General features: G+C 67.1%; 20 protein-coding genes and 2 tRNA genes. 9 read left to right on the top strand and 13 right to left on the bottom strand.

What is annotated here, in order from left to right; all coding sequences use genetic code 11:
- The first annotated feature begins 8 nt into the window (after positions 1–8).
- Positions 9–1,325: a polysaccharide deacetylase family protein gene (locus tag RPB_RS11970; protein ID WP_049824683.1), complete on the top strand. Its 1,317-nt coding sequence runs from the start codon at positions 9–11 to the stop codon at positions 1,323–1,325.
- Between the two features lie 52 nt (positions 1,326–1,377).
- On the opposite strand, the gene RPB_RS11965 is transcribed toward RPB_RS11970, so the two are convergent.
- Positions 1,378–1,869 (bottom strand): cytochrome b, encoded by a 492-nt coding sequence (locus RPB_RS11965; RefSeq protein WP_011441266.1) that lies wholly within the window; start codon positions 1,867–1,869, stop codon positions 1,378–1,380.
- A gap of 65 nt (positions 1,870–1,934) precedes the next feature.
- Positions 1,935–2,444, bottom strand: coding sequence for an EF-hand domain-containing protein (locus RPB_RS11960; RefSeq protein ID WP_011441265.1), 510 nt, complete (start codon positions 2,442–2,444; stop codon positions 1,935–1,937).
- A gap of 170 nt (positions 2,445–2,614) precedes the next feature.
- On the opposite strand from RPB_RS11960, the gene RPB_RS11955 reads away from it, so the two are divergent.
- Both RPB_RS11955 and RPB_RS11950 read left to right on the top strand, forming a co-directional pair.
- Positions 2,615–3,352, top strand: coding sequence for a response regulator (locus RPB_RS11955; protein ID WP_011441264.1), 738 nt, complete (start codon positions 2,615–2,617; stop codon positions 3,350–3,352).
- Positions 3,349–4,719 carry an ATP-binding protein gene (locus RPB_RS11950; RefSeq protein ID WP_011441263.1) on the top strand — a complete coding sequence of 457 codons (1,371 nt, stop codon included), beginning with the start codon at positions 3,349–3,351 and terminating at the stop codon, positions 4,717–4,719. The genes RPB_RS11955 and RPB_RS11950 overlap by 4 nt, the downstream gene beginning before the upstream one ends.
- 129 nt (positions 4,720–4,848) lie before the next feature.
- Here the strand turns inward: RPB_RS11950 and RPB_RS11945 are convergent.
- Positions 4,849–4,933 (bottom strand) — tRNA-Leu (locus RPB_RS11945).
- Between the two features lie 78 nt (positions 4,934–5,011).
- Entirely contained in the window at positions 5,012–5,254 is a 243-nt protein-coding gene (locus tag RPB_RS11940; protein ID WP_011441262.1) for a FliM/FliN family flagellar motor switch protein, read from the bottom strand.
- 63 nt (positions 5,255–5,317) lie between these two features.
- Here RPB_RS11940 and lipB point away from each other — a divergent pair, with 63 nt between their 5' ends.
- Positions 5,318–6,085, top strand: coding sequence for a lipoyl(octanoyl) transferase LipB (lipB, locus tag RPB_RS11935; RefSeq protein WP_011441261.1), 768 nt, complete (start codon positions 5,318–5,320; stop codon positions 6,083–6,085).
- Positions 6,082–6,405, top strand: a complete 324-nt coding sequence (locus RPB_RS11930; RefSeq protein WP_011441260.1) for a YnfA family protein — start codon at positions 6,082–6,084, stop codon at positions 6,403–6,405. The genes lipB and RPB_RS11930 overlap by 4 nt, the downstream gene beginning before the upstream one ends.
- Positions 6,406–6,437: 32 nt before the next feature.
- On the opposite strand, the gene RPB_RS11925 is transcribed toward RPB_RS11930, so the two are convergent.
- The 5 genes from RPB_RS11925 to RPB_RS11905 form a co-directional block, all read right to left on the bottom strand.
- Positions 6,438–6,737, bottom strand: coding sequence for an acylphosphatase (locus RPB_RS11925; protein WP_011441259.1), 300 nt, complete (start codon positions 6,735–6,737; stop codon positions 6,438–6,440).
- Complete coding sequence (locus RPB_RS11920; RefSeq protein WP_011441258.1) at positions 6,734–7,603, bottom strand: isocitrate lyase/PEP mutase family protein; 870 nt, start codon at positions 7,601–7,603, stop codon at positions 6,734–6,736. Before RPB_RS11920 ends, RPB_RS11925 begins: the two co-directional genes overlap by 4 nt.
- A gap of 5 nt (positions 7,604–7,608) precedes the next feature.
- Positions 7,609–9,624, bottom strand: a complete 2,016-nt coding sequence (locus tag RPB_RS11915; RefSeq protein WP_011441257.1) for an acetyl-CoA carboxylase biotin carboxylase subunit — start codon at positions 9,622–9,624, stop codon at positions 7,609–7,611.
- A gap of 445 nt (positions 9,625–10,069) precedes the next feature.
- Positions 10,070–10,681, bottom strand: a complete 612-nt coding sequence (locus RPB_RS11910; RefSeq protein WP_011441256.1) for a hypothetical protein — start codon at positions 10,679–10,681, stop codon at positions 10,070–10,072.
- Between the two features lie 307 nt (positions 10,682–10,988).
- Positions 10,989–11,387 carry a DUF2177 family protein gene (locus tag RPB_RS11905; RefSeq protein WP_011441255.1) on the bottom strand — a complete coding sequence of 133 codons (399 nt, stop codon included), beginning with the start codon at positions 11,385–11,387 and terminating at the stop codon, positions 10,989–10,991.
- 114 nt (positions 11,388–11,501) lie between these two features.
- Between RPB_RS11905 and RPB_RS11900 the strand changes: the two genes are divergently transcribed.
- Complete coding sequence (locus RPB_RS11900) at positions 11,502–12,965, top strand: cryptochrome/photolyase family protein (RefSeq protein WP_011441254.1); 1,464 nt, start codon at positions 11,502–11,504, stop codon at positions 12,963–12,965.
- A 90-nt stretch (positions 12,966–13,055) separates the two neighbouring features.
- Positions 13,056–13,415: a hypothetical protein gene (locus RPB_RS24585; RefSeq protein WP_011441253.1), complete on the top strand. Its 360-nt coding sequence runs from the start codon at positions 13,056–13,058 to the stop codon at positions 13,413–13,415.
- Positions 13,416–14,621: 1,206 nt separating this feature from the next.
- On the opposite strand, the gene RPB_RS11890 is transcribed toward RPB_RS24585, so the two are convergent.
- Both RPB_RS11890 and RPB_RS11885 read right to left on the bottom strand, forming a co-directional pair.
- Positions 14,622–15,497, bottom strand: a complete 876-nt coding sequence (locus RPB_RS11890; RefSeq protein WP_011441252.1) for a DMT family transporter — start codon at positions 15,495–15,497, stop codon at positions 14,622–14,624.
- Positions 15,498–15,582: 85 nt separating this feature from the next.
- A complete protein-coding gene (locus RPB_RS11885; RefSeq protein ID WP_011441251.1) occupies positions 15,583–16,029 on the bottom strand; it encodes a hypothetical protein in 447 nt (148 codons plus the stop codon).
- Between the two features lie 205 nt (positions 16,030–16,234).
- Here RPB_RS11885 and RPB_RS11880 point away from each other — a divergent pair.
- A tRNA-Arg gene (locus RPB_RS11880) sits at positions 16,235–16,311 on the top strand.
- Positions 16,312–16,331: 20 nt separating this feature from the next.
- On the opposite strand, the gene RPB_RS11875 is transcribed toward RPB_RS11880, so the two are convergent.
- Together RPB_RS11875 and RPB_RS11870 are read right to left on the bottom strand one after the other, a co-directional pair.
- Positions 16,332–17,273, bottom strand: coding sequence for a GGDEF domain-containing protein (locus RPB_RS11875; RefSeq protein ID WP_011441250.1), 942 nt, complete (start codon positions 17,271–17,273; stop codon positions 16,332–16,334).
- Between the two features lie 122 nt (positions 17,274–17,395).
- The gene (locus tag RPB_RS11870; protein ID WP_011441249.1) at positions 17,396–18,268 is read right to left on the bottom strand and encodes a hypothetical protein; all 873 of its coding nucleotides are present in this window, start codon (positions 18,266–18,268) and stop codon (positions 17,396–17,398) included.
- A 299-nt stretch (positions 18,269–18,567) separates the two neighbouring features.
- On the opposite strand from RPB_RS11870, the gene RPB_RS11865 reads away from it, so the two are divergent.
- Entirely contained in the window at positions 18,568–20,586 is a 2,019-nt protein-coding gene (locus RPB_RS11865) for a methyl-accepting chemotaxis protein (RefSeq protein WP_041798698.1), read from the top strand.
- Positions 20,587–20,736: the final 150 nt, after the last annotated feature.

Below are 20,736 nucleotides of genomic sequence, written 5' to 3'. Positions count from 1 at the left end.
GTCACGTGATGGCAAGTGAACTGTTTCGACGGAGAGCCCGGACCCGGTCCCTGCTCGGTATCGCCTGTGTGATTGCAGCACTCGCCCTCCCCGCCGCCCCCGCCCTCGCCGCGGATTGCCCCGGCAATCCGGGCGCGCTCGGCACCTCCCGCACGCTGGTCGTCGATCCGCGCGAGCATCCGCGGATCGGCACGATGCAATATGCCGAGACGCTGCCGCTGCGGGACCACGAGGTGGTGCTGACCTTCGACGACGGCCCGCTGCCGCGCTACAGCAATGCCGTGCTCGAGATCCTCGCCAGGGAGTGCGTCCAGGCGACGTTCTTCGTGGTGGGACGGATGGCGAAGGCCTATCCGGAAGGCGTCCGCAGGATGCGCGATGCCGGCCACACCATCGGCACCCACAGCCAGAACCATCCGCTGAGTTTCAACCGGATGACCGCCGAGCAGGCCAAGCAGGAAGTCGACGACGGCATCGCTTCGGTCGCAGCCGCGCTCGGCAGCCGCGCGGCGATCGCACCGTTCTTCCGCATTCCCGGCCTGCTGCGGGCCGAAGCCGTCGAATCCTATCTCGGCTCGCAGGGCATCCAGACCTGGAGCGCCGACTTCCCCGCCGACGACTGGCGGCACATCTCGCCCGAGGCCGTCTACAGCCTGGCGTTGAGCCGGCTGCAGGCCAAGGGCCGCGGCGTGCTGCTGCTGCACGACATCCAGCCGCGCACGGTGGCGGCGCTGCCGCACATCCTGCACGAGCTGAAGGCCCGCGGCTTCCGCATCGTGCATGTCGTGCCGGCGACGCCGGATCGCCCGAAGACGCCGACCGAGCCGTCGCAATGGCGCCTGCACCCGGTTACCGAGCAGGTCGCGATCTCGCATTGGCCGAAGGTGCCGCGCTTCAGCTATGCCAGCGCCGAGATGCTGCCGGGGCCGTCGATCGCCGATCTCGGCCTCGACATCGGCCGCGTGCCGGAGCCGTTCGATGGCCTCCGGCATCTCGCACGCGGCCAGGTGCCGCTGCCGAAACCCGCGCCGTGGCCGCGCCAGCGGTCGGCCGAGACCTCGACCAATCTGATCACCTTCCCGATTCCGGCCGCATCGCTGTTCAGCATTCCCGAGAAATCCCAGCCGGAATTCCGCGCAATGACTCGCCAGCCCGGGAAGCGGGCCGCGCACGACACCGCTCCGCAGACCGCGCAGACGGAGCCGCGTGCGATCGAGATCAGCGCTGCCGCCCGTCCGATTTCCGGCAGCGCGGCAATCGCCCCCGCCACCCTGCAACGCGGCCCGATCACCGTCACGGCACGGCCGCGACCGCTCAATCACTGAGGATCCGGGCGACCGACAGCCGAGCCGAGCCTGGATGAGCGCCTGCGATCGCTCAGGCTTGCGGCCGAACCATCCGCCGCATCACGTCGGTCTTCAGGACGACGTGGTGGAGCAGCGCGGCGAACACATGCAGCGCGATCAGCCCGAGCAGAACCAGCCTGAGCAGATTGTGGATCTGTGCCGCCGGGACCAAGTCTCCGAACCAGGCGATGGCGCCGCTGACCGACATTGCGGCGAGTACCACGTAGAAGCTGGCGTGCGAGAATTGGGCGATCGCCCGCATCGGCGCCGGCTCGTCTTCCGGCGGGGACGGCGCGCCGAGCTTGGCGCGCAGCACCAGACGCCAGCCGATCAGCAGCAGGATGAGCATCCCCACGACGATATGCGCGAGGATGCGCGGGTCGAACGCGAACGGCAGTTCCTGCTGCCACGCCATCCAGGCATTGGCGATGGAATCCTTGAAGATGTATTGCGCGGCGACCAGCGCCACCACGATCCAGTGCAGCGCAATCTGAGCGCGCGAATAGCCTGCGGGAGAGTTCATCGACGTGTCCTCGTGATGTTGGGATCGAACGATGGCGCCCTGTCGGGGCGCCGTCGCGGTTGCGATCACGGCTTCTGCGGCGCCGCGTCCGGCTTCGACGCGCCGTAGCGCCAGGCGTGCATCCGCGCCATCATCTGCGCCGGGGCGTTGATCTCGACGATGCTGACCTGGCCGTCATTGTCGGCGTCGAGCATCGCGAACGGGCGCTCGGCGAAGCCGCGCGACATCTCGGCGACCATGTCGCCGAATTCCTTCTTGGACAGCGTGCCGTTGCCGTCGGCGTCGTGCTTCTTCAGCAGCGCCGCGGTGCCGGCCTTGGCTTCTTCCGGCGAGACGACGCCGTCGCCATTGGCGTCGAGGGTCTTGATCAGCGGATTGTTGGCGAAGCCGCCGCGACCGCCCCAGCCGCCTTGGGCGAACTGCATCATGCCCGGGCCCCAATTGCCCATCTGCCCGAAGCCGTGCGGGCCGCAATGGCCGAACGGTCCGCCGCCGGCGATCGCCGGGATCGCCACGGCGCCGATGGCCACCACCGCTGCGACGGCGCCGAGCGCCAGGATTGTGCTGCGTTTCATGTCGTGATCTCCTCTTGCTCCAGATTGGATGCAGCGAAGATCGGCCCGTCCTGTCGCAGCAGCTTGTCGGCCGCTTGGAGATTTGTATCGGTCTGTCGCAAGACGCCGGCCTGCGATGATTTGCGACAGAAGTCTTTTCCGGCGCGGGGCAAGTCGGGCTAGATCAAGACATGGCCGATCAACCACAGTTGCCGCACATCCTGGTCGTCGACGATCACCGCGAGATCCGCGAGGCGGTGACAAAATACCTCGAGCGCAACGGCATGCGCGCCAGCGCCGCCAGCAACACGGTCGAGATGGACGCTCAGCTCAAGGCCGGACGGTTCGACCTGATCATCCTCGACGTGATGATGCCCGGCGAGGATGGGCTGTCGGCAGCGCGGCGGCTGAGCACAGGCGGCGGCCCGCCGGTGCTGATGCTGAGCGCGCTGTCGGACGAGACCGACCGCGTGGTCGGGCTGGAGATCGGCGCCGACGATTATCTCGCCAAGCCGTTCAGCCCGCGCGAATTGCTGGCGCGGATCAAGGCGATCCTGCGCCGGAGCGAACGGCGCGAGCCGCTCGCCGGGACGCTGGGCGGCCGCAAGCTCGGCTTCGCCGGCTGGTTGCTCGACACCGATACCCGCGACCTCGTCCGCGACGCCGACCGCGCGGAGAAAATCGCCCTGACGACGGCGGAGTTCAAGCTGCTGGTGGCGTTTCTGGAACGGCCGCGGTTCGTGTTGACGCGCGAGCAGTTGCTCGACATCACCAGCGGCCGCAGCGCCGACGTGTTCGACCGCACCATCGACAACCAGGTGAGCCGGCTGCGTCGCAAGATCGAGGACGATCCGGCGCATCCGAAGATCATCACCACGGTTCGCTCCGGCGGCTACAGCCTCGCCGCCGACGTCCGGGAGCTGCCATGAGCCGCCGCAGGCCGCGCAGCCTTCTCACCCAGGTGGCGCTGCTCAGCTTCGCAGCGCTCCTCGTCGCCCAGTTCGTCAGTTTCTGGCTGTTCACAGCCGACCACGCCAAGCGGATTCGCGTCGCCCAGCGCATCGAGGTGGTCGAACGCGTCGCCGCCGTCGCCGCATTGCTGGACAAGGCCCCGGCGACGGCGCGCGACGACCTGCTCGAAGCGGCCAGTTCACGCTCGACACGGTTCGAGGTGGCCACGGCACCGACCGTCGATCGGCCCGTCGACCTGCTCGGGTCCGATTGCGGCCAGCGCGATTGCGCCGATCTCGGCTTGCCCGCGGGACTGCGGATGCAAGAGGACTTCGTTTCGCCGCGTGATGGCGGCCGGTTCAGCGATCCGCCACCCCGGTTCCGCGATCGGCTCGTGAAATCCAACCTGGCACCGGTCGCGTTCAAGCTGTCGCTGCCGCTGCGCGACGCGCAGTGGCTCAACGTCACCTCGCGCTTCGAGCGGCCGGCCATTCAACTGCCCCCGCAGGTGATGGGCACCACGCTGGTTTCGCTGGCGCTGGTGCTGGCGGCGCTGTGGTTCGCGCTGCGGCGCGTCACCCGGCCGCTCGATCAGCTCGCCTCGGCGGCCGACGGGTTCGGCCTCGACGCCCCGCCTCCCCGGATGCCGACCGGCGGACCGCGCGAAGTCCGTGCGCTGTCGGATGCGCTGGCGCGGATGCACGAGCGGCTGGCGCGGATGCTGGGAGAGCGCACGAGGATGCTGGCGGCGCTCGGCCACGATCTGCGCTCGCCGATCACCGCGCTGCGCGTCCGCGCCGAAATGGTCGACGACGCCGAGAACAAGGAGCGGATGATCGCGACGCTCGACGAGATGCAGCAGATGGTGGAAGCCACGCTGGCCTTCGCCCGCGGCGTCTCGACCGACCAGCCGACCGAACCTGTCGACCTCGCCGCGCTGGCGTCGGAGCTGGCCGCCGAGCTGAGCGCGATCGGACCACCGATCCGGATCACGTCGGCAACCCCGATCGTGCTGCCGCTGCGGCGCGTGCCGCTGCGGCGCGCGCTGCGCAACATCCTGGAAAACGCCCAGCGCTATGGCGGCGGCGCCGAGGTTCGGGTCGAGCAAGACGGCACCGAAGTCCGAATGGTGATCGAGGATCGCGGCCCCGGTCTGCCGGACAGTGACCTCACGCGGGTGTTCGAACCGTTCGTCAGGCTGGAGACCTCACGGTCGCGGGAAACCGGCGGCACCGGTCTCGGCCTGCCGATCGCGCGCGCCATTCTGCAGGCGCACGGCGCCACCATCGCCTTGGCCAACCGGCCCGAAGGCGGTCTGCGCGCGACGGTGACGTTCGCAGGATAGGTCGGCGGCGACTCGGTGAGGATGGGTGGACGACACGCGCCGGCTGGGCTGCTTTCCCGCCAATTCGCGGGAGGCCGGACCGTGCATGTTCGAAGAGAATGGCCTGATTTCGGTCAATCAGGCATTGCTTGGTGCGCTCGGAGGGACTCGAACCCCCACGATTTTACTCACTGCCACCTCAAGGCAGCGCGTCTACCAATTCCGCCACGAGCGCTTGGGATCGGTTCAGGCTGGGCGCCCGACCGGATCGACGGCGCCCATTTAACAAATCAATGATGGGGGTACAAGGCCGTCATCGTCGATCGGGCGATCGCGTCAACATCTGTTTGACCTCGACCGCGATGCGGTTGCGATCGACCAGCACAACGCCGCTGGCCACCGGCATGTTATTGGCGAGGATCTTGACCTCGTCGGCCTCGGTGGCGTCCAGTTCGATGATGGCGCCGCGGGACAGCCGCAGCACCTGGTGAATGGGCATCGAGGTGGTGCCGAGCACCACCATGAGATCGACCGAAACATTATCGAGTGTTGGCACTGGGACCCGGACCGGCAGGCTGTGAATGAAAGTGTGCGAACTTGACCACGTTATGGTTATTCAATGATTAACGCGCCGCTTCATGCCCGTCAGACGCTCGATTTGGCTGGTTTTCGCCCTCAGGCCGACGCCCGGCCGGTGGAATGGCTGATCTCGGAAGCTCCGGTGCCCTACCCCGACGCGGTCGCGGCGATGGAATCACGCGCCGCGGCGATCGCCGCCGGCGACGCCGCCGAGCTGGTCTGGCTGCTCGAACATCCGCCGCTCTACACCTCCGGCACCAGCGGCCAGTCCACCGACCTGCTCGACCCGCGGTTTCCGCTGCACACCACCGGGCGCGGCGGCCAGCTCACCTATCACGGCCCCGGCCAGCGGGTGGCCTATGTGATGCTCGACCTCAAGCGCCGCCGCCCCGACGTCCGCGCCTATGTGGCCGCGCTGGAGCAGTGGATCATCGCGACGCTCGACGCTTTCAATGTGCGCGGCGAGCGCCGCGAGAACCGCGTCGGCGTCTGGGTGGCGCGGCCCGACAAGGGCGCGGACCACGAGGACAAGATCGCCGCGATCGGCGTCCGGCTGAAGCGCTGGGTGTCGCTGCACGGCATCGCCATCAACGTCGAACCCGATCTGAGCCACTTCACCGCCATCGTGCCCTGCGGCATCAGCGACCCGCGCTACGGCGTCACCAGCCTGGTCGATCTCGGCCTGCCGGTGACGATGGCCGACGCCGACATCGCGCTGCGCGCGGCCTTCACCGAGATCTTCGGCGCGACCGTGGATGCGCCGCAAGTCGATCCGGCTGTCGATGCGGGCGCGAGGTCGCCGGCTTGAACACAGCGATCATCTATGTCGGCGCGGCGATCGCCGAGATTGCCGGCTGCTTCGCGTTCTGGGGCTGGCTGCGGCTCGGCAAGCCGGTGTGGTGGCTGGCGCCCGGGCTGCTCTCCCTCGCGCTGTTCGCCTATCTGCTGACGCTGGTGGAGAGCGAGGCTGCCGGCCGCGCCTATGCGGCCTATGGCGGCATCTACATCGTCGCGTCGCTGGCCTGGCTGTGGAGCGTCGAGGGCGTGCGTCCGGACCGCTGGGACGTCAGCGGCGCCTGCGTCTGCCTCGCCGGCGCGGCGATCATCCTGTGGGGCCCGCGCGGATAGAGCATGACGCGGCGCTGCAGCGCCGACTCACATCACACCGTCGCCAGGATCGAAAACCGCTCGCCGGGATTCCGCTGATCGAGCGCGTCCGGTCCCGCATCTTCCGCGAACACCCCATCGACCCGCGCGGCCGAAGGGCCGTGGTAACAGGCCGCGATCACCTCGGTCACGGTCGCGCTCACGCCGGCGAGCAAAGCCTCGACGCTGCCGTCGCGCCGGTTGCGGACCCAGCCTTCGAGGCCCTGCGCCTGCGCGGTCGTCGCGACCCAGGCGCGATAGCCGACCCCCTGCACATGGCCGCGAACGATCACCTGCCGGACCGCCCTGCTCATTCGCGTGCGAGCCCCAGAAACCGGGCGCCGCGCTCGTCGACCAGCGATGCGCGGGTGACGCGGTCCATCAGCTCGGGCGTGGCGAGGCCGGTGAGCTGCTGCGGCGCGGCGCCGTCGCGGAGCGCCGACAGCGTCCTGAACACCGCCTCGGTCGCCGCAGCGATCGGCGCGTGGCCCTGCACGGCGATGCGCACGCGCTGCGCGGCGAGGTACTCCCAATCGGCCAGTTCCGCCGGCGGGCTGCCGAGCACGATCGGCAGCCGCGTCGCGGCGCTGATCGCTTGCAACTGATCGCGCGCCTTCACGCCGGTGAAGAACAGCGCATCGACGCCGGCCGCCTCGTAAGCTACCGCGCGCTCGATCGCATCGTCGAGCGAACTGATCGAACACGCGCCGGTGCGGCCGATGATCACCAGCGACGGATCGAGCCGCGCGTCGAGTGCGGCGTTGATCTTGCCGAGCCCCTCCTCCGACGAGATCAGTTGCGGCTTGGCTTCGCCATAGGCCTGCGGCAGCAGCGTGTCCTCGATGGTGAGGCCGGCACAGCCTGCGGCCTCCAGCTCCTGCACGGTGCGGCGGACGTTGAGCGCGTTGCCGTAGCCGTGATCGGCGTCGACCAGCACCGGCAATGCAGCAGCGCGCGCCATCCGCCGCATCTGCTCGGCGAGTTCGGTGAGCGTGATCAGCGCGCTATCGGGATCGCCGAGGATCGCCAGCGACGCCACTGAGCCGCCGAACATCCCGAGCGGAAAGCGAAGATCGTCGGCGATCCGGATCGAGATCGCATCATACACCGACGCCGGGCGCACGCAGGCCGATCCTTCGAGGATCGCCCGCAACGCGCCGCGGCGGTCGCGCCAGGCCATCGCGGCTACGCGAACTCGAGGATCAGCGCGTCGACGGCGAGTGTGGCGCCCGCCGCGGCGTGGATCTTCTTCACCGTGCCGTCGCGCTCGGCGCGCAGCACGTTCTGCATCTTCATCGCCTCGACCACCGCCAGCGTCTCGCCGGCCTTGACCTCCTGGCCTTCGACCACCGCGATCGAGACCACCAGACCCGGCATCGGGCACAGCACCTTCTTGCCGGTGTCGGCCTTGTTGCCCTCCAGCATCCAGCGCGCCGCCGAGGCTTCGCGCTCGGTGAAGACGTTGACCGCGACTTCGTAGCCGTGATGCGCGAGCCGGACGCCGTTCGGGATCGAGCGGACCTGCACCGCGACCGGCTTGCCGTTGATGGTCCCCTGCCACACCGGGTCGCCGGGAATCCACGACGACAGCAATTGATGCGACTGCCCCAGCGATCCGTCGGCCTCGACGAAGCGCACCACGAAGCCCTCGCCCTCGCGGATCACATCGAGCGCGATCTCGCTGCGTTCGAGCCAGACGCAGCGGCGGCGTTCGCGGATCACCGCGCGGCCGATCATCTGGCCGGAAATCTTGCGCTTGCGCTCGCCGACGACGCGGTCGATCGCAGCGCCGACCGCGGCGATGCGGCGGGCGACGTCGCCCTCCGGCAGCCGCGCGGCGAAGCCCTGCGGGAATTCCTCGGCGATGAAGCCGGTCGAGAGATTGCCCTCGCGCCAGCGCGGATGCGTCATCAGCGCCGACAGGAACGGGATGTTGTGGCGGATGCCATCGACATAGAACGCATCCAGCGCGTGCGCCTGCGCCTCGATCGCCGCCGCGCGCGACGGCGCATGCGTCACCAGCTTGGCGATCATCGGATCGTAGAAGATCGAGATCTCGCCGCCTTCTTGCACGCCGGTGTCGTTGCGCACGGTGACGCCGGAGGCTGAGCTCTCGCTCGGCGGACGATACTTCACCAGGCGGCCGATCGACGGCAGGAAGTTGCGGAACGGATCTTCCGCATAGACCCGGCTTTCCACCGCCCAGCCCTTCAGCCTGACGTCCTTCTGCGCAAGCTCGAGCTTCTCGCCGGCCGCGACACGGATCATCTGCTCGACCAGGTCGATGCCGGTGATCATTTCGGTGACCGGGTGTTCGACCTGCAGGCGGGTGTTCATTTCGAGGAAGTAGAAGCTCTTGTCCTGACCGGCCACGAACTCCACGGTGCCGGCGGAATCGTACTGCACCGCTTTCGCCAGCGCGACCGCCTGCTCGCCCATCTTCCGGCGGGTGACCTCGTCGAGCAGCGGCGACGGCGCCTCCTCGATCACCTTCTGGTTGCGGCGCTGGATCGAGCATTCGCGCTCGCCGAGATAGATGACGTTGCCGTGCTTGTCGCCGAGCACCTGGATTTCGATGTGGCGCGGGTCGACGATGAATTTCTCGATGAAGACGCGATCGTCGCCGAACGAGGCTTTCGCCTCCGCCTTGGCGAGGTTGAAGCCTTCGGCGACCTCACTGGTCGAATGCGCGATCCGCATGCCCTTGCCGCCGCCGCCGGCCGAGGCCTTGATCATCACCGGATAGCCGATCTCGTCGGCGATTTTCACCGCGTGGGTGGCGTCCTCGATCACGCCGAGATAGCCCGGCACGGTCGAGACGTTGGCCTTGGCGGCGGCCTTCTTGGATTCGATCTTGTCGCCCATCGCGGCGATCGCGCCGGCGTTGGGACCGATGAAGACGATGCCGGCGTCGGCCAGGATACGCGGGAAGGATTCGCGCTCGGACAGGAAGCCGTAGCCCGGATGCACCGCCTCGGCGCCGGTCTTGCGGCAGGCCTCGACGATCTTCTCGATCACCAGATAGCTCTCGGATGCCGCCGCCGGTCCGATCAGGACCGCTTCATCGGCCATCTCGACGTGCAACGCGTCGCGATCCGCCTCGGAATAGACGGCGACCGTCTCGATTCCCATCAGGCGGGCGGTCTTGATGACCCGGCAGGCGATCTCGCCGCGATTGGCGATCAGAATACGTTTGAACATGTTCTTGTTGCTTGCGACCTTGGGAGTGGTTCTGCCCTCCCGGCGAGGGACGGCAATCGGCGTGCGTGTGCTTGTAACAATTCTGACGCCGAGGAAAACTAGTTATTGCGAAGGGGTGCCTCGCCGCCCGTCGCCGGGTGCACGCGCGTTCCTCCCTCGCTCCGCTTGCGCGGGTCCATTCTCCGTCGGCCGCCCGATGTCGCCCAGAACGGCCAAAGCCGCAACCTGATTTCACCCGCCCCCGCGGCCACGACGCCCTGGGCCGGGCCCGGCCGACATGGCCGCGAACAACGAAATTCCGCATCGCAGACAATAACCTCGCGCCATCGGACGACATCTTGGATGAACAGACCGACGGGCGGACTCGGCCGCATCAGCGTCCGCACAACGAAAAGGGCGGCGGGACATGATCCCGCCGCCCGGAGGCTCAGCCTGAGAGAGTTGCTTACATGCCGAGGTCGAATACCGTCGGGAGCTGAATCAACGGCAGGGTGGCGACGCCGACCAGGGTCGCGACCATCCGCATCAAAGTGCGATTGTTCGGGCGCGCGCTGCCGCGCATCTGACGCGAGATCCACTCCAGAACCTCGGTGTCGACGCCGACCGCCTTGGTCGGTGCCCAGGATTCGATGTCGGTATCCGGCGCCAGCGCCACGCTGCGCGACGGCACCGGCAGCCCTGACGCGGCGGCGGCATGGTGCACCACCGCCTTGGCGAACAGATCGTCGAAGCGACCGCCGTCCTTGCGCTCGGCTGCTGCGGCGTTGATCTCGAACAGGGCCTCGGCTTCGGCACGGCTGATCGGCTCGTTCTCCACCGCGGCGGCGGTAAGAATGCGCGCGCACCAGGCGACGTCGGCGTCGTCCAGCGTCCGCGAGAAATGAACTCTGCCGCGGGTCGTCGGGCCCTCTCCGGTGATCACGCCATCGCGCACGACACCGAGCGCCATAGCGGCGGTGTAGCGGTCCGAAATACGGGTGGATTCGATGCCGATCTCGTCGGCCAGGGCAGCGGCAGTCATGGGTCCTTGCTCTTCATGTTGGTTGCCGGCCAGCATTTCCACGCCGGCGTAAACGCTTGGTTAAGTCTTCAGCCGGGCTTGCGAGGTTCGCGCATCACCCTCGATCATCGTTAAGAGGGTTGCGGATTTGTCGCAGTGACCCGGGTCACGGACAATGAGATCGCAGGCCGCTCCGGCGGCGGTGCGGCGCAGCAAAGGCTTTATCGAGGCAGCAGGACACCCAAAATGTCGCAGCATCGCCGGTGGTGCCGGGACACCCGAAACAACCACCCGCGCAATGGTCGGGCGGCGCTCGCGCGCCGCCTACCAGCTCGCCCCGCCAGCTATCCCCGTCGTCTGAAAATCAGCGCGGCGACAACCGGTCTGCAATCACGAGGCCGAGCGACCCGGAGACCGCGGTGACGAAGGTGCCCCACGAGATGTCGGCGGCGACCATCGGCCAGGTCCAGTGCTTCAGAACCGCCAGCGCGGTGAGCTCGAAGGTCGCATAGCAGAACAGGCCGAACAGCGCCCCGAGCAGCAACGCCGATTTCCAGGTCGCGGTCGCCGCGCCATTGACGAACACCATGATGCCGACGACGTAGAGCGAATAGAACAGCACCGCCGGCAGCAGCCGGACCGGGCCGAGCATCTCGCCGACCTGGCTGGCGAAGAAGTCCTTCGCAATGAATCCGAGAAACAGGAAATCCAGCGGGATAAGAATGATGAACGTCGCCAGGTAAAGAACGCCATACCGCTTCAAATCAACCTCCAATTATCATCCGCATCGTTCTCAATACGCTTTACTTCTTTTCCGGTTTCAAGCCCGCAACCCTCGCCACGGATCAAAATCCCTCCTGCCGGATTGCATCTTCCGATGAGCAACGACATTCCCCGCCCCGTCATCGTCTGGTTCCGCGACGATCTGCGGCTCTCCGACCATCCGGCCCTGCACGCAGCTGCGGCCTCCGGCAGCCCGCTGATCTGCATCTACGTCCATGACGAACAAAGCCCGCAACTGCGTCCGCCGCAGGCGCGGCCGATCGGCGGCGCCGCGCGCTGGTGGTTGGCGCAGTCGTTGCGCGCGCTCGCCGCCGAGCTCGAGCAGCGTGGCGCGCGACTGATCCTGCGCCGCGGCCCTGCCGCTGCGATCGTCGGTGAACTCGCCCGACAGGTCGACGCCGCCGCCGTGCATTGGAACGAGATCGAGATCGCACCGCATCGCGCCATCGCCGACGACCTCGCCGAAACGCTGAGCATGTCCGGGATCGATCACCACCGCCACCCCGGCGACCTGTTGGTGGCCCCGTCCGAAATCCGAACCAAGGACGGCCGCGGCCTGCGCGTGTTCACGCCGTTCTGGCGCCGCGTCCTCGGCCTCGGCGATCCACCGAAGCCGTTGCCGGCGCCGGCGATGCTGCGCGCTGGACCCGACATTGCAAGCGACGATCCGGCGACGTGGCAGCTGGAGCCGACCGCGCCGGATTGGGCCGGTGGACTGCGCGCGAGCTGGACGCCGGGGGAACGCGCCGCGCACGACCTGCTCACCGCCTTCCTCGATCGCCTGCCCGGCTATGCCGCGGACCGCGACCGGCCCGATCGCGACGCCACCTCGCTGCTGTCGCCGCATCTGCGGTTCGGCGAGATCAGTCCGCGGCAGCTCTGGTACGCGGCGCGCTTTGCCGCCGCAAAGCGGCCGGCGATCGCCGCCGACATCGACAAATTCCTCAGCGAACTCGGCTGGCGCGAGTTCTGCCGGCACCTTCTGCACGACCACCCCGATCTCGCCGAGCGCAATCTGCAATCGGCGTTCGACGCCTTTCCGTGGACGCGCGACGATGCGGCGCTCGCCGCCTGGCAGCGCGGACGCACCGGCTATCCGATCGTCGACGCCGGGATGCGCCAACTCTGGCACACCGGCGTGATGCACAATCGCATCCGTATGGTGGTGGCCTCGTTCCTGGTGAAGCATCTGCTGATCGACTGGCGGCTCGGCGAAGAATGGTTCTGGGACACGCTGGTCGACGCCGATCCCGGCAGCAATCCCGGCAATTGGCAGTGGGTCGCCGGCTCCGGCGCCGACGCCGCGCCGTATTTTCGCGTCTTCAACCCGATCCTGCAGGGCGAGAAGTTCGATCCCGCCGGCGATTATGTGCGCCGCTGGGTGCCGGAGATCGCGGCCCTGCCGAACAAGTTCATCCACCAGCCATGGACCGCGACGCTGCTCGAACGCGCCGCGGCGGGCGTTGCGCTCGGCGGCAATTACCCCGCGCCGATCGTGGATCACAAGGTCGGACGCGCGCGCGCGCTTGCCGCTTACGCCGAACTGCGTCAGAGTTGAACAACTGCGGTTAGCACCACTACTAACTGACGCGAATCGGCTATCGTCGATTCCATCTGTAAACCCATCTAGTGAACCTCGGGGAATGACATGGACGACGACAAGCCGATGATCGATCAGGTGACGGACGCCATCAGCAACGCGGCCGACGAAGCCAAGAAGGTGGTGAAGAAGGCCCGCAAGGCCGCCACCAAGGCGGCCAAGAAGGTCGCCAAGAAGGTGACCGGCAAGAAGGCGACCGCCAAGAAGGCGAAGAAAGCCAAGAAGGCCCCCGCCAAGAAGACCGCGAAGAAATCCGCCAAGAAGGCCGGCAAGAGCGTCGCCAAGAAGGCGAAGAAGACCACCAAGAAGGCCCCGAAGTCGGTGAAGAAGGCCGGCAAGAAGGTCGCCAAGGCGGCCAAGAAGGCCCCGAAGAAGGCCGCCAAGAAGGCCAAGAAGTCGAAGCGCTGAGCCTTTCGGCCTCGGCAAGCGGAAGCCTCCGGATCATCGCCGGAGGCTTTTTGCTGTGCGGCGCGTCCCACCTCCTCGATCGTCGACCGTGCGGTCATGGCGAGGAGCGCAGCGGCGCCGGGTGCTCCGCCTCGCGTTGGTCGAGCGGGCCCGGCCATCTTCAATTCGGAAGAACGCGACGATGATCCGCGTGTCCCGCACGCGGTGCAGCGCGCAGAGCTGCGCCGCCGATGCGGGACCCCGGTTTCTCCTGCTGATCAAGCAGCGCGTAGGGTGGGCAAAGTCGCGCAGCGACGTGCCCACGCGAACGCTGCTGCTGCATCTGAGGGGCGCGATTCCCCTCACCACATCCACCGTCATCGCCCGCGCAGGCGGGCGACCCAGTATCCCGGAGCGTCTGCGGGTCCGCTGTGCATCCGCCGTGGCGCCCTGCGATACTGGATCACCCGCCTGCGCGGGTGATGACGGTCGTGGTGATGACGGTCGTGAAGGCGGAAGGCCTCTTGACAATAATCCTATTATGATTATAGTCCGCCCCGTCCTGTCCGTGAGGGGCGCTTCGCGAGGCGTCGTACAAGCGGGACAGATCGGCGGGCTGGGTAACCAGCCCGGAACGATGGCCCGGCGAAGCCGACACTTGTCGGCGAAGCCGGAGCGGACGCGGCGTCCTGCGCGTCGTGCCTCGCAAGCACGCGTCCGGGAGGCTTCGGGGACCCGTCCGGGCCTACTACGAGGCTCTGCGACTTGTTAGTTCGCTGCACGGGGGCAGGCGAAGGCGGCGAAATCCGCCGGACCGTGGGGTTTCATTACCCTTGCCTGTCAACGGAAGCACGTGCCCGAAGACAGAAAGCGCCGCGGTGGGCGCGCCGGAAGGCGTTACGCGATGGTCGCAAGCCATCGCGAGAAACCACCAAACCCCGCGCCGACCGGCGCGCCCCCACCCCTCGCTGTGACAGCGACGGGTCCAAACCTCGGGCTCGATGAGCCGCGAGAACGAAGAGCCGTGGCTGTTTGACAATTGAATCGGAGATCGCGGCAGGGGATGGCGACTGCTACACTCACCGCCGTCATCCGCGGGCTTGACCCGCGGATCCATCGCGCGCGAAGCGCGCTGATCGATGCATCTCGTGAAGAAGATGGATTGCCGGGTCAAGCCCGGCAATGACATCAATCTGCATCCCGAGCCCAACGCGGCGCTCGCCTTGCCTACACCTTCGCGCGGTTGACCAAGAACACCGCCGCCGCGCAGGTCGCCATGCCGGCGATCGCCACCGCGTCGAGGCGCTCGTCGAACAGCACGAAGGCCATCAGCGCCGTCACCGCCGGCACCAGATAGAACAGGCTCGCCACCGAGGTCGCGGCCGAGCGGCGGATCAGCCAGTACAACAGGCCGATCGAGCCGATCGACAGCACCACCGCGAGCCAGCTCACCGCCAGCACGAACTCGGCGGTCCAGTTGACCTCGCGGGTTTCGAACAGGAACGCGCCCGCGGCGAAGAACGCCAGCGCCGCGAGATACTGCACGATGTTGCCGGCGCGCCAGTCGATGCCGCCGCAGAACCGCTTCTGATACAGCGTGCCGACGGTGATCGCGACCAGCGAGCATCCCGAGGCGAACCATCCCCAGCCGGCGTCGCCGCTGATGGTGCGGTTGTGCATGATCATCAGCGCGCCGCCGAGGCCGAGCGCCAGCCCGGCCCATTGCTGCACGGTGACGCGCTCGCCGAGCCAGCGGTTCGCCAGCGTCGAGGTCAGGATCGGCTGCAATCCCGGGATCAGCGCCGACAATCCCGCCGGCACGGAGTGTGCGATCGCGATCGCGGTGCCGGCGAGATAGACGCCGTGCACCAGGAGGCCGGCGACGATGCTGTGGCCGATGCCGGCGAGGTTCGGCCAGCGCGGCCGGCCGATCGCGGCGATGATCGCCAGCAGCGCCACCACCAGCACCATCCGGATCGCCAGATAGGTCAGCGGCTCGGCGCCGCTCAGCGCGTATTTGGTGCCGACGAAGCCGGTGCTCCACAGCACGACGAAGATCGCCGGCGCCGCGCGCGCGGCGAGATGGTCGGAGGGTGAGGTCATGGCAGCTTGAGTGCCCGATCCGCGCGCGGGCGGCAATCTCGAATGCGCGGAGCGGCCCGCGCGAGCGCTCAGCGAGGCTGCGCGATCAGAAGTCCTCGGGGCACGGGTCGACGATTTTCCACAGATCGACGCCGTTCTTGATCTTCTTCATCTCGTTGGTGAGGCCGCCATTGCGCCGGATCCAGTCCCTCACCGGCTGGGGATAATACCCCATCAATTCGGAGGTGCCCTCGGAACTGTTGACCTTGATGCCGAAGGTGAAGGCCTTGTCGTAATAGGCCAGATGGAAGCCGAGGCTGGCGCGCGGGGTGACGCAGATCTTGTTCAGCGGCACGATGCCGAACACCATGGTGCAGGCCGAATTGCAGATGCCGTCGATGATCACCCGCTCGCGTCGCTCGCGGATGCGCTCGTATTTGGCCTTGTACTCGGTGACGTAGCCGCCGTGATCGCGGGTGATGCGCAGATCGGCATGCGCCGGCGACACCATCAGCAGCAGAGGCAGCAGCAGCGCGGCAAGCAATCTTCGCATGGATCGGTCGGTAACCGGAATGGTCGGGAGGAAACGACGGCCGGCTCCGCCGGGCTCCCCAATGTGGCGTCACATGGTTGGGAAATCCTTAAACACCGCATTCCGGCGAAAACATGGGCAACTCTGCGCACCCCCTTGTAAATCCCGGCAAAAATGCGGTAATCGGCACGTGACCGGCCGGTTTGCGGCCGGTCGACGTGGCCAGGCGCTCGTAGCTCAGCTGGATAGAGCATCGGATTTCGATTCCGAGGGTCGGAGGTTCGAATCCTTCCGAGCGCGCCACGGTCAGCAAGGTTGTTGCGCTAAGCCGCCCGGCTTTGCGCGTCGTCGCCGACCAGATGGACCCGGTTGCGGCCGGCGGCCTTGGCCCGGTACAGCGCGACATCGGCTTCCGCGAACAGGTCGGCGATCCGCCGCCGATGCGGTCGGCCGACCAGAGCCGCGCCGATCGAGGCGCTGACCTCGATGCGAAGACCGTTCCAGAACATCGGTCGGCTCAACATCACGAGGGTCTGCTGCAGCACCTCGGCGATCCGCGCGGGAGCTGTCGGCGCCCGCAGGATGATGGCGAATTCGTCGCCGCCGAGCCGGCCGACCAGGCCGGCATTGTGGAACGCCCGCCGCAGCCGCTGCGCGACCTCGCACAGGCAGGCGTCTCCGGCCAGATGGCCGTGCGTATCGTTGAGATCCTTGAAGCCATCGAGGTCGATCAGCACGAGCGCCGACGCGAAGCCGTGATTCAGGCTGTCGTCCACGACCTCGCGATAGCGCACCTGGAAAATGGTCCGATTGGCGAGCCCGGTGAGCGGATCGGTTTCGGCCTGCTGCCGGAGGCTCTCGATCACGTGTCGGTCGGAGGTGACGTCCTGTTTGCAGCCGAAGATCCGCGCCGGCCGCTCGCCCTCCCGCATCGCGTTGATCCACAGGCGCATCCAGCGCCTTTCGCCGCGCCAGGTTCTGATCTCGGCGTCGAGCGAGACCGGGCGCCCGCTCCGGATCACCTCGGCACGCGCGAGTTCCATGTTCCGCCGCGATTCATCGATGTAGAGGTCGACGATGTTGGCGCGCCGCAGCGGGTTGGCCATCGGATAGCCGAAGATCTCGTAGACGCCCGAGGTCCAGCTCAGACGCTCGGTCTCGATGTCACATTCCCAGACGCCGATGCGAGCGGCATTCAGGGCCTGATCATACAGCCGTAAGCGAACCTCGTCCGACGACACCGAGGCAGCAGGGTCTTCCCTCATCGGCGATCCGACATTCCACGACCTTATCTGCGTACCCAAGGACTAGGGCTGCCGCGTTAACGAATCCTATATGCCGGCCCGCGTCCGCGACGCATAGGCGGCCGCTGAACGGACGGGCCGGCTCAGGCCAGAAATGCGTCCGACGTGGTCAGCACCAGGCCGCGTGCGGCCATGTCGCTGGCGAACTGCGCGGCGAGCGCCGGGAAATCCGGCGATCCGGGCGACGCCGGCACCGGCGACATGCAGTCGGTCAGGATGTGGATCTTCGGCAGATGCCGGTCACCGATGTGGTCGACGATCTGCCGGATGGTCGCCGCCACGCAGTGCGACGACGCCTCGCCGGCGATCGCGATCATGTCGGCCTCCTCCAGCGCCGCAACGATGTCGCGGTTGAGTTGCGTCGCCGGGTCGGCCGGATCGGGCACCTCGGCCAGCAGCGCGCCGTAGTGCTCGGTGAACATGTTGGTACCTTTGATGATGTAGTCGACCGTCGCGCACTGATCACGCTCCCAGCGCGCCATCGCGGCGCGCAGATTGTCGACGATGTTGTGGCCCCAGCTTCCGATCAGGCAATGCTCCGGCCAGATCATCAGCACGAATTTGCCGGCGCGCTGCAACTCGGCCGTGTAGTCCAGCATCCGGTTACGCCAGGCCGGGTTGCGCGGCGCCCAGATGCCGGCTTCAATCTCGGCAGTGGTAATCATCGTGAAGGGCGGCGGCGGACGGCCGTCGCTGTCGCGCCAGAACGCCGGATGCGCGACGTCGATGACCCGATGCGAATCCAGCGTGACGTGAATTCGCGCCAGCCGCCCGCCGAGCCGGCCGATCGTGGTCGCGAGGCGATCCATGTCGGCGAGCGCACCGGGCACCGGAAGGGCCGACCGAAAGCCCGTCCCGTCCGGCAGCGCGAGGCTAACCGACTCCCCTGCCTCCGCACCGATGTCCATGAAGTCGTTCTGCGGATCGATCACCACGAGATGAGTCCGAAGGCTCACACGATATCTCCTGTCGTCTCTGCCCGATGACCACAGCGCCGGCGCGGATCGTGCGAATGACTCTCATTGTACTTCGACCGCAAATCGTCACACTGATCGAATTCGCGGCACCGGGCGCCACGCATTTGAGCAACTCGACTCGGCAGCCGTCAGCGCCACCGCTCGATATCAAAAAGACGACTGGTAGTCTTACGTAGCGCAAGTTTCATCAATCTCTAAGGCGATGATCAACATAGTTACCCCGCTATTATTCGGACTCCCTCCGAACGTCGACGTCAACCCTGGGATTCTGCGCGATGATGAAATTCGATCGAATTGGTAACAAGCTCGGCCTGGCAGGCTTGCTGGGTGTGGTGTTGGCCGGCGGCATGCTGGTCAACCAGATGATGGCCGAGCAAAAGATCGCGGCGGCCAACACGCTCGCCGAGCGTCAGCAATACATCAACGAACACACGCTGGAAGCCAACATCGCCTTGCGGCGGATACAGCTCGCGGTGCGCGATATCAGGCTCGCCAAGACTCCCGCCGAGCTCGAGAAGCCGGTCGCAGCCCTGGCGGAGATGGCGGCGCGCACCCAGAAAGAACTCGAAGCAGCCGCTGCGCGCGCCGCGCGGCCGGAGACCAAGCAACGGTTCGAGAAAATCAAGGCGCTCGCCAAGGACTACGAAACGCAGGCATCGGCGCAGGTCAAAACCATCCAGCAAGCGTTCGCGATGGCCGCCAAGCGGGGCCAAGTGACGAGCGACTGGGGCAAGGCCTTCGAAGCCCTGAAGGCTTCTCCGGCGATCGCCGCGAGCCGCCTCGAGGTCGAGCGGGCGATGTACGAAGCGGATTCGCACTTCAACGCGATCCGCGCGGCGAACTGGCGGTTTACCGCGAGCGGGGAAGACAGCCAGAGGAAGGTCATCGAACTCCGCGCCACCGCCCTGAACGATGCGCTGGCCCGGCTGCGCAATATCTCCAACGACAAGGCGCTGACCACAGCCGCCGACCAGCTCTCGGCCGACGCCAAGACCTTTGTCGGGATGGCCAATGACGCAGTGAAGCTCGACAGCACCAGGAACGGGCAGTCGGCCTCGATGCTGACGATCGCCGACCAGATGGGCCCATTGATGCGGGAAGCCGTCGACGCCTCCAGCAACAGCTTCCGCACCGCCAAGGAGACCGCCGAAGCCGAGCTCGAGTCGGCCAACCGGATCAGCTTCATGGCTGCCGTCGCCGTGATGCTGGCGCTGATCGGCTCGGTGATCTTCACCTTCATCGGCGTCGCCCGCCCGCTCACCCTGCTGAACAACGCGCTCGGCCGGATCGCGGCCGGCGAACTCAATGCCGATATTCCCGGCGCAACCCGCGGCGACGAAGTCGGCGATATCGCCAAGACCGTGGTGGTGATCAGCAAGAACGCCGAACAGAAGGCCCGCGACGAAGCCGAAGCCCAGGCCAAGCAGGAGCAGATCGCCGCGCAGCGTCGCAAGGCCGATATGATCCAGCTCGCCGACAGCTTCGAAGCCGCCGTCGGCGAGATCGTCGACACGGTGTCGTCGGCCTCGACCGAGCTCGAAGCCTCGGCCTCGACGCTGACGTCGACCGCCGAACGCTCGCAGGAACTCACCACCATGGTGGCGGCGGCCTCTGAGGAAGCCTCCACCAACGTGCAGTCGGTGGCCTCCGCGACCGAGGAGCTGTCGTCCTCCGTCAACGAGATCAGCCGTCAGGTGCAGGAATCGGCGCGGATGGCCAATGAGGCGGTCAACCAGGCACGCACCACCAACGATCGCGTCGGCGAACTGTCCAAGGCCGCCGCCCGGATCGGCGACGTCGTCGAACTGATCAACACCATCGCCGGCCAGACCAACCTGCTCGCGCTCAACGCCACCATCGAGGCGGCGCGCGCCGGTGAAGCCGGTCGCGGCTTCGCGGTCGTCGCCTCCGAAGTGAAAGCGCTGGCCGAGCAGACCGCCAAGGCGACCGGCGACATCAGTCAGCAGATCTCCAGCATCCAGACCGCCACCCAGGACTCGGTGGGCGCGATCCGGGATATCAGCGGCACCATCGAGAAACTGTCCGAGATCGCCTCCACCATCGCCTCGGCGGTCGAAGAACAGGGCGCCGCGACGCAGGAGATCTCCCGCAACGTGCAGCAGGCTTCGCAAGGCACGCAGCAGGTCTCCGCCAACATCACCGACGTGCAGCGCGGCGCCACCGAAACCGGCTCGGCCTCGGCGCAAGTGCTCTCGGCGGCCCAAACGCTCTCCAGCGACAGCAACCGCCTCCGGAGCGAAGTGGGCAAATTCCTCAGCACCGTCCGCGCCGCGTAACGACGACAGAGCCCGGCTCCGCATGGAGCCGGGCTTTTCGACCTGCACATCGAGATTGCGACCATCGGGCCGTGGAGTCGTGCCGCCATCCGGCACTGCCCCGCGGCCTCTTCGTGTCTCGTTGCGCGACCAACTTTACAACGCCCCGCC

It is taken from the genome of Rhodopseudomonas palustris HaA2 (assembly GCF_000013365.1).
GTDB classification, from domain to species: domain Bacteria; phylum Pseudomonadota; class Alphaproteobacteria; order Rhizobiales; family Xanthobacteraceae; genus Rhodopseudomonas; species Rhodopseudomonas palustris_J.
The sequence above is the reverse complement of the archived record's forward strand: the minus strand, read 5'-3'. Positions and strand labels throughout refer to the sequence as shown.